We start from the raw sequence: 13,424 nt of genomic DNA, 5'->3' as shown, positions 1-13,424 counted from the left end.
GATGAAATACATAAGTACGATATTGGTTTGCGCCGGTCTGTGGCCCGCAGCTACGGTATGTGCGCAGAATGGAGGTGAGAAAGATTCTACACTGAACCGGACGGTGGTAGTGGAAAATCAGTACAACCCCGAGGTGATGGATGCCTTTAAGGTGAATGTCATGCCCGAGGTGGAGGAGCCGGCGGCTCCGAAGCAGGCCATTAACTATGCGACGGATTTGCGTCCGTTGAGAGCCTGGAAAGCCACTCCTATGGAGGCGATGTCCAGAGAACTGGCTCAGAAGGGAGCCGACAGGGGCTATGTCCGTGCGGCTTACGGTACGCTGAACAATGTGGACCTGAAAGGAAGTTATCTGTGGGATATTTCTTCGAAAGACCGTCTGGGAATCATGGCTTCTTTGTACGGGCTGAACGGGGATATTCCGCATTTCATGGAAGGAGAGGAGTGGAAATCGCGTTTTTACCGTACGGATGTGTCACTGGACTACCGGCATGATTTCCGGAAGGTGGCGCTGAAATTAGGAGGTGCCTTTGCTTCGCAGGTATTTAATTATATGCCGTCTATGAATGAAGGGGTGGAGAACTGGCCTACCACACAGCGTTATACATTGGGTGAAGGGTATGTAGGAGTGGTGTCCCGCGACAAGGACTTGCCTATACAGTTTGCTTTCCAGACCGGCTTGCGTAGCTTCAGCCTGCGCTATGATAATTATTACATGGGGTATGGCTCTGAAAATATTTTCCATACCGAAGGCTTCATGGCTGGTAATATCAATGAGGAACAGCAGGTGGGTGTCGGTCTGGAGATGGACAACCTGATTCACGATGTGTCGCAGCAGGACTATACGCTGTTGCAGCTGAATCCGTACTACACCTATCAGGGTGAATCTGTGAAGTTGCGGGTGGGTGCCCATGTGGATTTGCAGACAGCTTATGGCAGCGGACTAAAGGCTGCGCCGGATGTCAAACTGGAATATACGTTCGCTGATACGTATGTGGCTTACCTCAATGTGTTGGGCGGAACACGTCTGAATGACTTTCGCCGGTTGAATGATTTCTCACCTTACTGGACAATTGCACAGCAGATGCGTACGTCCTATACACCGCTGGATGCGAAAATCGGTTTGAAGGCTTCTCCGGGTATCGGATTAGGTTTTGAACTCTACGGAGGTTATCGTATTACCAAGAATGAACTGTTTGCCGTACAGGAAGGATTCTATACGGATGAGCAGAATGTGTTCTATACAGGTATCCTGCAGGATAAGGGAAAAGTCGGTTATGGAGGTGTTTCTGTGAGCTATGCTTACCGTGACTGGGTAGACTTTTCTGTAAACGGTACGTATTATAGCTGGAATGTGATGGAAGGCAACGAAGGCTTGTTGCAGTTGAAGCCCGAATTGAAGGCCGATTTCAGTGTGCGTGCCAAGGTGATCAAGAATTGCCATGCCCTGTTGAACTACAACTACGAACGTCGTCAGAAGATGGGTGATTTTGGGCGTGCGGATGCCATCAATAACCTGTCTGTAGGAGCAGAGTATGAGTTGCTGAACCGCATCAACGTGTTTGGCCGCCTGAATAACCTGCTCAATAAGGTATACGCTACTGAAGCAGGTTATCCGGTGGAAGGTCTTCATTTTATGGCAGGCATCAGCTGCCGTTTCTAAATTTATTCTGCGTGGCGGCAGTGCTGAATCAGTGCGCCGTCACGGAAAAAGAAACGGCTTTCTTGTCCGTGGGGAAGGAGGGGAGCAGGGATGCCGTCGTGCAAGGTCACGCGGGCATGTTCTATGAATGCTTCGTCCCATAGCCCTTGTTCCAGAAAAGCCTGGAGCGTCTGGCTTCCGCCTTCTACCAGTAATGTTTGTATTTTTTGTTCATAAAGCACCTGCATGATTTGCGGGAGAATATTTTGGCCGAAATCCAGTGTCACGTAAGTGAGGTTCTGGGTAGCGGCCTTTTCTTTTTCCGTAAAGACGAGGGTAGGAGTGCTGCCGTCGAACAGGTGCAGATGAGGCGGCAAAGTCAGCTGTCGGTCGATGACCAGCCGGAGCGGGTTCTGTCCGTACCATTCGCGTACCGTGAGCGACGGGTTGTCGAGCTGGGCCGTGCGTCGTCCTACGAGGATGGCTTTCTGTTCGGCCCGCATCTTGTGAACCGCCAAGGTGGAGAGAGGAGTGGAAAGGCGTACCGCGTTTCCGTCTTCACGCCGGATGTCCAGAAAACCGTCGGCCGACTGTGCCCATTTCAGGGTGATGTAAGGACGCTTTTTCAGGTTGAATGTCACGAAGGCACGAATCAGTTCCCGGCATTCTTTTTCCAGTACACCGACTGTCACTTCAATGCCGGCATCCCGCAACTTCTGGATTCCTCTTCCGGCTACCAAAGAAAATGGGTCCACACAGCCTACTACGACTCTCGGAATTCCTTTCCGTATGATTAAGTCGGCACAGGGAGGAGTTTTCCCATAGTGAGAACAGGGTTCTAAGCTCACATAAATGGTAGCATCTTTCAGCAGGCTTTCATCTTTGACCGAGGCGATGGCATTCACTTCGGCATGGCCTTCTCCGCAGCGCACGTGATAACCTTCACCGATGATTTTTCCGTCGCGTACAATGACGGCCCCCACCATGGGGTTGGGAGCAGCATGGCAGATACCGTTTCGGGCCAGTTGTATGCAGCGCCGCATATATTTTTCGTCTATCGTCATATTCTTCGTTTTTTATCGTTACTTTTGCAACTATGCATCCGGTTTATGTACATATCAAAAAAGAGCTGAGTCCTTTTTATGCAGAAGAAGAGGCTTCAGCCATGGCAAAATGGATATCTTCGGATATTCTGCATCTCTCTACTCTTGAACTTTATACAGGCAAAGATATGAATTTTTCCACGAAAGAGTGGGCGGAACTGGAGGATATTCTTCGACGCTTGAAGCAGCGTGAACCCCTTCAGTATATTTTGCAGGAAGCCTCTTTTTGTGGAAGGTCTTTTCATGTGGAACAAGGGGTACTGATTCCTCGTCCGGAAACGGAAGAGCTGGTGGAATGGATTGTCTCCGATTTTCGGGAGGCTGGTCAGGTGCGTATTCTGGATATTGGCACCGGAAGCGGCTGCATTCCCGTATCGCTGGCGCAGCTGTTGCCGGAAGCGCAGGTTTCTTCGTGCGATGTGTCGGCTGAGGCTTTGCGCATTGCGGCTACGAATGTAAAGCGTTATGGAGACAAGGTGACTTTGTTTTGTGCCGATATTCTGAAAGAGGAACTTCCTGAATGTCAGGTAGACGTACTGGTGAGCAACCCTCCTTACATTACGGAAAGCGAACGGACGGATATGGAGGCGAATGTACTCGACTGGGAACCTGAACTGGCATTGTTTGTGCCCGATTCAGACCCGTTGCGGTTCTACCGGAGGATAGCCCGGAAAGGACTTGACTGGCTTTCGGAAGGAGGAGCATTGTATTTTGAAATTAACCGTGCTTACGGGGCTGAGACTATGCGGATGCTGGAGGAACTTGGATACCGTCAGATTGAATTACGGAAAGATTTGTCGGGAAACGACCGGATGATAAAAGCAATCAGACCATGAAAGAATATAGTGAAGCAGAGATAAAGAGTAAAGCCGAAGTGTATTGCTCGTCGGTGGAGCGTTGCCCGTCGGACGTGGAGGAGAAAATTCGCAAGTGGGGGGCTTCGGAAGAAGTGACAGAACGGATTATGGCCCATTTGCAGAAAGAACGCTATTTGGATGCGGCTCGTTTCTGCCGGTTTTATGTGCGCGACAAGTACCGTTTCAATCAGTGGGGGCGGATGAAGATTGCACAGATGCTCCGTATGAAACGCCTGTCGGACGAAGACATCCGTGCCGGACTGGAGGAAATCGATACCGAAGAATACGACGGAATTCTGAAGAAGATGCTGAAGCAGAAAATGAAAGGAATAAAAGCTGCCAATGATTATGAACGGAGCATGAAGCTGATTCGTTTTGCCGTAGGTCGGGGCTTTACGCTGGAAGAAGTACGTCGTTTTGTCAATCAGGTAGAGCCGGATGAATATTTTGACTGACATCCGGGATTTTCTGTTTCCCCGTCTCTGCATGGCTTGCGGACGGAAGTTGCAGGTCTCCGAACAGGCTCTTTGTTGTGATTGTCTGTCACAGCTCCCTCATACGCACTTAGGAAATACACCGGGCAATGAAATGGAAAAGATTTTCTGGGGCCGTTTCCCGATACAGCGGGCGTCGGCTTTGTTTTATTATGCCCGTGGAGGGAAAGTTGCCCATATATTGGCCGGTATGAAATACTATGGCCGTCAGAAAGTCTGCCGGCAGATGGGGGAGATGCTGGCGCATGAACTGCTCCCGACGGGGTTCTTTGAGGGAGTAGATTATTTGTTGCCGGTTCCCTTGCATCCCGACCGTCTGCATACCAGGGGATATAACCAGAGTCGTCTGTTGGCAGAAGGCATTTCTAAGCAGACGGGCATTCTGGTGTGCGACGGGTTGCTCTGTCGGGTGCGAAACAACCAGACCCAGACCCATAAATCCGTGTTGGAGCGGCAGGAAAACACAGTTCATCTTTTTCATCTGGCTGGCGATACCCGTATGCTGCAAGGCAAACATGTGATGCTGGTGGATGATGTGCTGACCACAGGAGCCACGTTGGGTGCCTGTGCAGATGTACTGGCTGATATTGAGGGAATAAGCATCAGCATTGTTACACTGGCGTGGACGAAATAAAACAATCTGACGGGTTTTAGTAAAATTAATGCTCTTAAATTTTCTATTCCCGATGTATTTCTATAATTTTGCAAAAACATTTATCAGAGAATTAAAAAGTTATGAAAGCTTTGGAAAGATTATTTGCAGAAAAGTTGCTGAAGGTGAAGGCTGTGAAGATTCAGCCGGCTAACCCGTTTACTTGGGCATCAGGTTGGAAATCGCCGATTTATTGTGACAATCGTAAGACGTTGTCATATCCTGCACTTCGTAACTTCGTAAAGTTAGAAATTTGTCGTGTTATTCTTGAAAAATTCGGTGAAGTAGACGCCATCGCAGGTGTAGCTACAGGTGCGATTGCACAGGGTGCGCTGGTGGCAGAAGAGTTGAACTTGCCGTTCGTATATGTTCGTTCAAGCCCGAAAGACCATGGCTTGGAAAATTTGATTGAAGGTGAATTGCGTCCGGGTATGAAAGTGGTTGTTGTAGAAGACCTGATTTCAACCGGTGGAAGCAGTTTGAAAGCGGTAGAAGCTATCCGTCGCGACGGTTGTGAAGTAATTGGAATGATTGCTTCTTTCACTTACGGTTTCGATGTATCAGTAGAAGCCTTCAAGAAAGCAAAAGTAGAACTGGTTACACTGACCAACTACAATGCGGTGCTGGAAGCAGCTTTGAAGACCGATTATATCAATGAAGAGGATATCCCTGTGCTGCAGGCATGGAGAGAGGATCCTTCTCACTGGACTGGAAAATAATAGATTCTGTAACTGGGAAAGCAGTCTCGGATTGTAAATAGGAGATGTCATCCTGAGCGAGTCCACTCTGCTCAAGATGACATTTTTTTATGCGATGATGGGAGAATTTTCCTGAAGATTGAAAAAATATGGCTGTACAATTTGAAAGCAATGTGAAGCATGTTCCTTATAGTCAGGAACGAGTATATAACAAACTGTCCGACCTGAATAACCTGGAAGGAGTTCGGGAACGCCTGGACATGGTGAAGGACAAACTGGACGGGAAACTGGAAGATATGTCGTTCGACCGTGATTCCATTACCTTGAAAGTACAGGGTATCAGTCTTACATTGCGCATCATTGAGCGTGAACCTTTGAAGTGCATCAAGTTTGAAGGTGACAAATCGCCCATACCTTTGAATCTGTGGATTCAGATTCTGCCTGTGACACAGGAAGAGGCTAAAATGAAAGTGACTATTCGTGCGGAAGTGAACATGTTCATGAAAGCCATGGTGTCAAAGCCCCTGCAGGAGGGAGTAGAGAAACTGGCTGACATGCTGGCCATGCTTCCTTATTAATTGAAATGACCGGCAGATGCCGGAGATAAAAACTGAAATTATGGCTCAAAAACTTTGGGAAAAAAATGTACAGGTAAATGCGGAAATTGACCGCTTTACCGTGGGACGTGACCGCGAAATGGACATGTATCTGGCAAAGTACGACGTGCTGGGTTCGATGGCACATATCACCATGCTGGAAAGTATTGGCCTGCTGACTTCGGACGAACTGAAGATTTTGCTGGAAGAACTGAAAAACATATACGCTTCCGTAGAACGCGGGGAGTTTGTGATTGAAGACGGAATAGAGGATGTACATTCACAGGTGGAACTGATGCTGACACGCCGCCTGGGGGATGTGGGAAAGAAAATCCACAGTGGACGTTCGCGCAATGATCAGGTGCTGGTCGACTTGAAGCTGTTTATCCGTGCTCAGTTGAAATCGGTGGCAGAAGCTGTAGAACGTTTGTTCCATGTACTTATTTCTCAGAGCAACCGTTACAAGGATGTGCTTATGCCGGGATATACCCATCTGCAGATTGCCATGCCTTCCTCTTTCGGCCTGTGGTTTGGAGCTTATGCAGAAAGCTTGGTGGACGATATGATGTTCCTTCAGGCTGCCTATAAGACTTGTAACCGTAATCCATTGGGCTCGGCAGCAGGTTATGGCTCTTCTTTCCCGTTGGACCGTGAGATGACTACTCGTCTGTTAGGGTTCGATTCAATGAATTACAATGTGGTGTATGCTCAGATGGGCCGTGGCAAGGTGGAACGCAACGTATCGTTTGCGCTGGCTTCCATTGCCGGTACGCTGTCGAAGATGGCGTTCGATGCCTGCATGTTCAGTTGTCAGAACTTCGGCTTTGTGAAGTTGCCCGATGAATGTACCACCGGCTCCAGCATTATGCCGCACAAGAAGAATCCCGATGTGTTTGAGCTGACCCGTGCCAAATGCAACAAGATTCAGGCTCTTCCGCAGCAGATTATGATGATTATGAACAACCTCCCTTCCGGTTATTTCCGTGACCTTCAGATTATCAAGGAAGTGTTCCTTCCTGCCTTTGAGGAGCTGGAAGACTGCTTGCAGATGGCTACTTACATCATGGAGAAAATCAAAATCAACGAACATATTCTGGATGATGACAAATACCTGTATATGTTCAGTGTGGAAGAGGTGAACCGCCTGGCTTCAGAAGGAATGCCGTTCCGTGATGCATATAAGAAAGTAGGGCTGGACATTGAGGCTGGAAACTTCTCACACGATAAGACCGTACATCACACGCATGCCGGAAGTATCGGTAACTTGTGCAATGACAAGATTGAAGAACTGATGCAGCAAGTGGTGAGTGGCTTCAACTTTGAGAAAGTGGTTCAAGCTGAAAACTCACTTTTAGGAAGATAATTGCATAAAATTAAAAAGAAAACGGGTGAAAAGTTTGGAGTATATCGCAAAACTCCCTACATTTGCACCCGTAAACGCGGAAATAGCTCAGTTGGTAGAGCATAACCTTGCCAAGGTTAGGGTCGCGAGTTCGAGTCTCGTTTTCCGCTCTTTCTTTGAAAGGATGCTCGAATGGTGGAATCGGTAGACACGAGGGACTTAAAATCCCTTGGCCATTGCGGCTGTGCGGGTTCAAGTCCCGCTTCGAGTACGAAATTAAGCTCTGTAAATCAATGATTTACGGAGCTTTTTCTTTTTGCGCACTGTATTGGATTTATCCTTATTACATTCAGTTTATGCGTTTCTGGGGCTCACAGTTAAACCGAAAGTTAAACCATGAGCTAAATCCGAATGCTGTATGAATGCTACAGTTAAAGTGAGTATGCAAACTGTCTATTGTTCCAGTTTATAAAAAGAAAAAACGTCTAGTTATATTAGGAAAAGTCAGTTGCTCAGTACTGCTTAGGCAATACTACAGTACTCCCCTGAAAGTACTACAGTACTTCCTTGACAGTACTGCAGTACTTCCACGGAAGTACTGGAAATTATGAAGCTGATATAAATGAAGTTGTTATGGAATTGCTGCTTTATCAGCTGGCAGCGCGCAGCTGGTTGAACAAATCCTTCTGTTTTTCGGTCAGGGAGGTCGGGATATTGATGTGGTACGATACAATCATATCGCCAAACTGGCCGGTCTGTTTGTACACCGGGAATCCTTTTCCTCTCAAACGGACCTTCGTGTCGTTCTGTGTACCCGGTTTTACTTTCAGTTTGACCATTCCGTCCATGGTTTTCACTTGTACTTCTCCACCCAGCACGGCAGTGTACAAGTCGATATTGACGTGGGTATAGAGGTCATCTCCCTTTCGTTCGAAGGTATCATCCTTATCGACGACAAAGGTGATGTACAAATCTCCGTTTTCTCCTCCGTTCATGGCTTTCTGGCCGTAGCCTTTCAGACGGATGGTCTGTCCGTCGGCCACGCCTGCCGGCACAGTGATACGGATATTTTCACCGTTGATGCTGAAAGTCTGCTTGTGGGTGACGTAGGCTTCATTGAGCGACAAGTGCATCTGTGCTTCTATATCCTGTCCCCTCGACATGGTGTGGTATCCTCCTCGTCCACCTCTTCCGTGGCCGAAAAGCTGTTCGAAGAAGTCAGAGAAGCCGCTTGCCCCTGTTCCTCCAAATCCTTCCGTAAATTCACCGTCGTTCATGGAGTACCAGTAGCCGGAGCCACCGTGCTGTTGCTGTGCCCTGCTGTATGCCTCACGTTCCTGCTTAAACTCATCGGCATGTTTCCAGTGTTCGCCATATTCGTCGTATTTCTTACGCTTTTCCGGATCGCTTAATACTTCGTTGGCTTCATTCACTTGCTGGAACTTTCCTTCTGCCGACGGGTCATCCTTGTTCAGGTCAGGATGATATTTCTTGGCCAGCTTCCGGTATGCCTGCTTGATTTCATCCTGAGTGGCATTACGGTCTACTCCCAAAATCTTATAGTAATCAATAAATGCCATATATCAATCGTTTTAAGTTAGTTCCAAAATAAAAACTCTCGCCCACAATGGATGCAGACGAGAGTTTTCCGTTATTTGTGATGATTAATGTATTTCAATCACACGATTAATTTTTGCTTTTTCTTCTTGAGAATACTTTGGCAGCTCAATAGTCAATACACCATTTGCTACATTGGCAGTAATCTTTTCCTTATCGACATTGTCGGGCAAGTAAAGTGACTGTTGGAACTTGGTGTAAGAGAACTCACGTCGTAAGTATTTTTTGTTATCCTTGTCTTCGTTTTCAACTTTCTTTTCCATGGAGATGACCAGTTCGTTTTCATCACCCAAGTGGATATTGAAATCCTCCTTAGTCATTCCCGGAACGGCTACTTCTACTTTGTAATCCTTGTCGCTTTCCACCACATTGATTGCAGGTGCGGTAGCGTTTGCTTTTTCCATCCAGTTGTTATCGAAGAAGTCATTAAAGATACTTGGTAACCAGTTCTGATTGTAATATTTTCTAGTCGGCATCATAGTTGTAATCTCCTATTTTTTTAGTTGTTAATCAATTTTGTTTCTGAACCCTAACCCTTTTGAAGTTCAAGTTCACTTACTCTTTTGCAAACAGTGTACCACAAATCTTGAATGGAGGTTGTTGTAACTTCCATTTTTAATGTAATACCTTTATTTTAAACCTTTTATGCCGATTTTTAAACCTTTGCAAACTATATTAGCTATTTAATGGGATAAGAAGTAGCAAATTGTCATTATCCTTTTGCTCTAGAAAGACAAAAAGTCTTATTTTGTGACATATTGTCATTTACTGTTGCTCATATTCATCGTGATGTAAAATGCTTGGATTTTATGTGGTAGGCACTTTGGGGATGTGACATTGCATGTTTAAATATATTTGTTTGTGATATAGACTTATTGATGTTGTTGGGTTGTTTGTAGGTACGAAAAATATGGAATATTGGTAATGTTCTGCTAATATTTATACTTATGGTTTTCAATGGTGGAGCCTTTATAGTAGTATTAATTTTTATGTTACTCCTGGATTGGTTTATTGTGGTCAACTGGAATTTAAATTAAGGTTTTCAGGTGTGGATTTATTTTAAATTATTCTGTTTCCGCCAAGCAGAAGGTGATGTTCCTTCTTTTAGTTTAAATTGTTTACTAAAATGTGCAAGATCTGCAAAACCAACTAGTTCCGCAATTTCAGCGAGTCCTATATCTGGTTTGTGTAGCATAATCTCTTTCGCCTCATCTATGCGTAGACTATTTATCCATCTATTGAAATTTGTTTGATAACAGTCATTAATGAAGTTCGAAAGGTATGTCTGATTTACTCCAATTTCTTGACTTACTTTCTGGATAGTAAGTTTGGGATGTAAATAAGTTTTTTGGGTTTCCCATATTTCTAATTTCTTTTTGATGACTTCATAGTTTTGTCTTTTCCTGTTTTCTTCTTTTGAAGAAAGCCATTTACTAAATGGACTTATGCTGACATTGATTACTTCTTCTTTTATATTGTCAGCTTTGATATAATGTGAGATGGTTAATCCATATTTATTATATTGTAACGCGAAATAAATATAAGCAAGGGTGTAGATACTTATAAAAATAAGTTGGTTTCTGTGGGTTGGTAAAATATTTGCTATTACGGCATATAGGCCGACGATAGCTAATAAAAAACATAGTGGATATGCTTTTTTTCGGAAATATTTTTTACATTCCGGGTAATGCTCCTCCCAACGTTTTGATATACGTAGATAAGTTCGTATGTAAAAAATGAATAAGAAAGAAAAAAAAGCTAATAGTAAGTTGTAAATCCAGCTTCCAATCTGTCCATTTAATAACCAAAAATAGACCATGTTCCCTATACATAATAAGCAAGTGTAAACAATATGTTTTCTCATGAATCTTTTAAAATTATTGCCAATGTATATAGGATATGCTAATGCGAGCATTAATAATAGAATCTGTAATGGGGCAAATCCTTGGATAAAAAAAGCAACCATTCTTCGATGGTGTTCACCTCCCATTAAAATAAATCCTAAGCTGATACATCCCATTAGGAATGCTGAGATTTCTATGAAGAGGCATGCTCTTTTATTGCGGCGTCCTATTAGTGTGTCAGGAACTGTAAAAGAAAAAAGAAACAGGGAAATCATAAAACAGCTTACTCCAGATATGATTTCTAATAGAAAGAAAATATTGTCTAACATGATTCTTTATTGATTTTTATTCGTGTGCTGATGGTTAATATATCTAATGAATTTTCGTGGCTTTATGTAGTTCGTTTTCTTGGTCTTTTGCTCGTTAAAAATCTTGTCAAATATAAGTATAGAATTCGACAAATATCTATTTTATTAAAAATTATTCTTGTATACAAAAGAACTGAAATAAACTCATATATCATAATTTTTATTACCTTGAATTTGATTAAAATCTATATGAAATAGTTATCCTTGTACCTTGAAAATAGTCAATAATTTTTTAGTATTTATAGGTTTAAAGGATGACGATTAGAATTAAAAGTATTTTAGATGCATGTACATCTAGTGCAACAAGCTTTCTAGAAAAGCAAAAACAGTCTATTTACATCAGTTCAACATTAATTATGGTAATTGGTACTATTATTAATCTTATAGGATTAATGGGGCCAGTTTCTGGAATATTTACATGGCTGAATACGGCAATTCTTAGTATTACTATTATTTTGTATGTATGTTATAGCTGCAAATTACTCTCTTTAAATATTTCTCTTACGATGTTTCTTGTGGCAACTCAACTAGAACTTATAGGGGAAATGGTGTATGCTGCACTTTATCCGACTGAATATCATATTAATTTGATATTAGCGGATTTGATGCTTTCTACTGTTGTTGCGATGTTGGCATTATTGGCTTATCTTCGTTATTTGCCTTGTATTTTAAGTTTTTCGGTTATTGTTACGTGTACTGTATGTACCTTGATGACTGGAGATTCGTCTATGAAGAATTTTATAGGGGTAGTAATATTGGTCTTTCTTATTATTTGTCGTTTAGGTACTTATCTAGTTAGTAATCTTTATTTATTAAATGAGGAAAATAATATATTAAAAAGTGATGAAGCAGAACTTCTACGAATTTTACGGTTAAATAAAGCTGAAATAAAGGCGTATATAGAGTTGTCAAAGCAGAAAAAGTTATCTGCTTCGAGGGTAAATGAATTGTTGTTGTTAATAGGTGAACGTTCGCAACGGAATATTATAGAAACTGTTTCGACTTATATAAAGCAACAAAATACGGAAAAAGAAATTATGAAAGAAGCCTTTCCTGAATTAACTGAATCCGAACGTGAGATATGTAGTTTAATTTTACAAGGAAAGAAACAGGGGGAAATTTGCAGCATATTGAATAAGACTGAAACTAATATTAATAGTCAAAGGGCTCATATTCGTAAAAAACTAAATTTGCAGCCAAAAGATAATCTTTATAAAGAATTGGAGGAGAAAATGAAACTTTATAAATTAAAAAGATAGTCTATCTTCCTTTTTGTCTATGTTTTACTGCTTACTATGTTTTTTGTCTATAAAAAAAAAGTTTATTGTTTTTTTATTACATTTGCAGCAGATATAGTATAAGTATTTGTCTTATAAAAAGATAAAGATATGAGGAAATTTAAAGAACTTTTTTTTAGCTGTTTTGTGTTGTTCCTGATAACAGGGTGTGCTTCACGTAAGAATGTGCTTTATTTACAGGATATGGATAAGGAACTTTCCATTGAACAAAAATACGAAATTTATATTCAAAAGGATGATTTGCTCGGTATATTAGTTAATTGCAAGGAACAAGAGTTGGCTATTCCTTTTAATTTACCGCGTGTTGATTATAATTTGGGTACATCTGAAAACATTTCTTTTAATAGGGCGGTTACATCTACATCTGAGCAGGGCAACTCTTCTCAATTAGGATATACGGTTGATACGAATGGAGATATTGATTTCCCAATTTTAGGGAAATTACATGTTGTAGGGTTGACCCGTCTACAATTAAAGAATTTGATTGAAACTCGTTTGAAAGAAGAAAATTTGATTAAAGATGCTATTGTTACTATTAATTTTTTAAATTTTAAGATCTATATGTTAGGCGAAATAGCATCGCCTGGTATGTATAATATAAAAGGTGAACGTATAACATTGTTAGAAGCTATTAGTATGGCAGGGGATTTGACAATACAGGGACGGCGTGATCGGGTTGTTGTAATCCGTGAAAAAGATGGAATACGTATGAAGTATTATAATGATCTTCGTTCTAAGGATTTATTTAAGTCCCCTTCATTTTATTTGCAACAGAATGATGTGGTGTATGTTGAGCCAAATAAGACAAAAGCTAGTCAAGCCACTTCTCGTAAATCAAACTTCTCATTAGGACTTTCTGTCGTAACTTCACTTATTAGTATAACGACATTGATTCTTTCATTAATTAATTAAT

At 42.5% G+C, this 13,424-nt stretch carries 13 protein-coding genes and 2 tRNA genes; 11 read left to right on the top strand and 4 right to left on the bottom strand.

Annotation, left to right across the window (positions count from 1 at the left end; all coding sequences use genetic code 11):
• The first annotated feature begins 1 nt into the window (after position 1).
• On the top strand, positions 2 to 1,663 hold the full coding sequence (locus BACPLE_RS04465; protein ID WP_007559326.1) for a TonB-dependent receptor: 1,662 nt from the start codon (positions 2 to 4) through the stop codon (positions 1,661 to 1,663).
• Between the two features lie 2 nt (positions 1,664 to 1,665).
• Here the strand turns inward: BACPLE_RS04465 and ribD are convergent, their stop codons facing one another.
• Entirely contained in the window at positions 1,666 to 2,706 is a 1,041-nt protein-coding gene (ribD, locus tag BACPLE_RS04460; protein WP_007559325.1) for a bifunctional diaminohydroxyphosphoribosylaminopyrimidine deaminase/5-amino-6-(5-phosphoribosylamino)uracil reductase RibD, read from the bottom strand.
• A gap of 32 nt (positions 2,707 to 2,738) precedes the next feature.
• Here ribD and prmC point away from each other — a divergent pair, with 32 nt between their 5' ends.
• From prmC to BACPLE_RS04420, 8 genes are all read left to right on the top strand, one after another.
• Positions 2,739 to 3,581, top strand: coding sequence for a peptide chain release factor N(5)-glutamine methyltransferase (gene prmC, locus BACPLE_RS04455; RefSeq protein ID WP_007559324.1), 843 nt, complete (start codon positions 2,739 to 2,741; stop codon positions 3,579 to 3,581).
• The gene (locus tag BACPLE_RS04450) at positions 3,578 to 4,057 is read left to right on the top strand and encodes a regulatory protein RecX (RefSeq protein WP_007559323.1); all 480 of its coding nucleotides are present in this window, start codon (positions 3,578 to 3,580) and stop codon (positions 4,055 to 4,057) included. Before prmC ends, BACPLE_RS04450 begins: the two co-directional genes overlap by 4 nt.
• Positions 4,041 to 4,730: a ComF family protein gene (locus BACPLE_RS04445; protein WP_007559322.1), complete on the top strand. Its 690-nt coding sequence runs from the start codon at positions 4,041 to 4,043 to the stop codon at positions 4,728 to 4,730. The genes BACPLE_RS04450 and BACPLE_RS04445 overlap by 17 nt, the downstream gene beginning before the upstream one ends.
• A 101-nt stretch (positions 4,731 to 4,831) precedes the next feature.
• Entirely contained in the window at positions 4,832 to 5,467 is a 636-nt protein-coding gene (pyrE, locus tag BACPLE_RS04440; RefSeq protein ID WP_007559320.1) for an orotate phosphoribosyltransferase, read from the top strand.
• A 128-nt stretch (positions 5,468 to 5,595) separates the two neighbouring features.
• Entirely contained in the window at positions 5,596 to 6,024 is a 429-nt protein-coding gene (locus BACPLE_RS04435) for an SRPBCC family protein (protein ID WP_007559318.1), read from the top strand.
• 40 nt (positions 6,025 to 6,064) lie between these two features.
• Positions 6,065 to 7,405, top strand: a complete 1,341-nt coding sequence (gene argH, locus BACPLE_RS04430) for an argininosuccinate lyase (protein ID WP_040312446.1) — start codon at positions 6,065 to 6,067, stop codon at positions 7,403 to 7,405.
• 76 nt (positions 7,406 to 7,481) lie between these two features.
• Positions 7,482 to 7,554 (top strand) — tRNA-Gly (locus tag BACPLE_RS04425).
• A 16-nt stretch (positions 7,555 to 7,570) separates the two neighbouring features.
• Positions 7,571 to 7,655 (top strand) — tRNA-Leu (locus BACPLE_RS04420).
• Positions 7,656 to 8,034: 379 nt separating this feature from the next.
• On the opposite strand, the gene BACPLE_RS04415 is transcribed toward BACPLE_RS04420, so the two are convergent.
• The 3 genes from BACPLE_RS04415 to BACPLE_RS18790 form a co-directional block, all read right to left on the bottom strand.
• Positions 8,035 to 8,964 (bottom strand): DnaJ C-terminal domain-containing protein, encoded by a 930-nt coding sequence (locus BACPLE_RS04415; RefSeq protein ID WP_007559314.1) that lies wholly within the window; start codon positions 8,962 to 8,964, stop codon positions 8,035 to 8,037.
• A gap of 84 nt (positions 8,965 to 9,048) precedes the next feature.
• On the bottom strand, positions 9,049 to 9,480 hold the full coding sequence (locus tag BACPLE_RS04410) for an Hsp20/alpha crystallin family protein (RefSeq protein ID WP_007559313.1): 432 nt from the start codon (positions 9,478 to 9,480) through the stop codon (positions 9,049 to 9,051).
• Positions 9,481 to 10,055: 575 nt separating this feature from the next.
• Complete coding sequence (locus BACPLE_RS18790; RefSeq protein WP_007559312.1) at positions 10,056 to 11,174, bottom strand: helix-turn-helix domain-containing protein; 1,119 nt, start codon at positions 11,172 to 11,174, stop codon at positions 10,056 to 10,058.
• A 293-nt stretch (positions 11,175 to 11,467) separates the two neighbouring features.
• Here BACPLE_RS18790 and BACPLE_RS04390 point away from each other — a divergent pair, with 293 nt between their 5' ends.
• A complete protein-coding gene (locus BACPLE_RS04390) occupies positions 11,468 to 12,472 on the top strand; it encodes a helix-turn-helix transcriptional regulator (RefSeq protein WP_007559310.1) in 1,005 nt (334 codons plus the stop codon).
• A gap of 129 nt (positions 12,473 to 12,601) precedes the next feature.
• The gene (locus BACPLE_RS04385; RefSeq protein WP_007559309.1) at positions 12,602 to 13,423 is read left to right on the top strand and encodes a polysaccharide biosynthesis/export family protein; all 822 of its coding nucleotides are present in this window, start codon (positions 12,602 to 12,604) and stop codon (positions 13,421 to 13,423) included.
• Position 13,424: the final 1 nt, after the last annotated feature.

The organism is Phocaeicola plebeius DSM 17135, assembly GCF_000187895.1.
GTDB lineage: Bacteria > Bacteroidota > Bacteroidia > Bacteroidales > Bacteroidaceae > Phocaeicola > Phocaeicola plebeius.
This window is presented reverse-complemented; position numbering and strand designations above follow the sequence as displayed.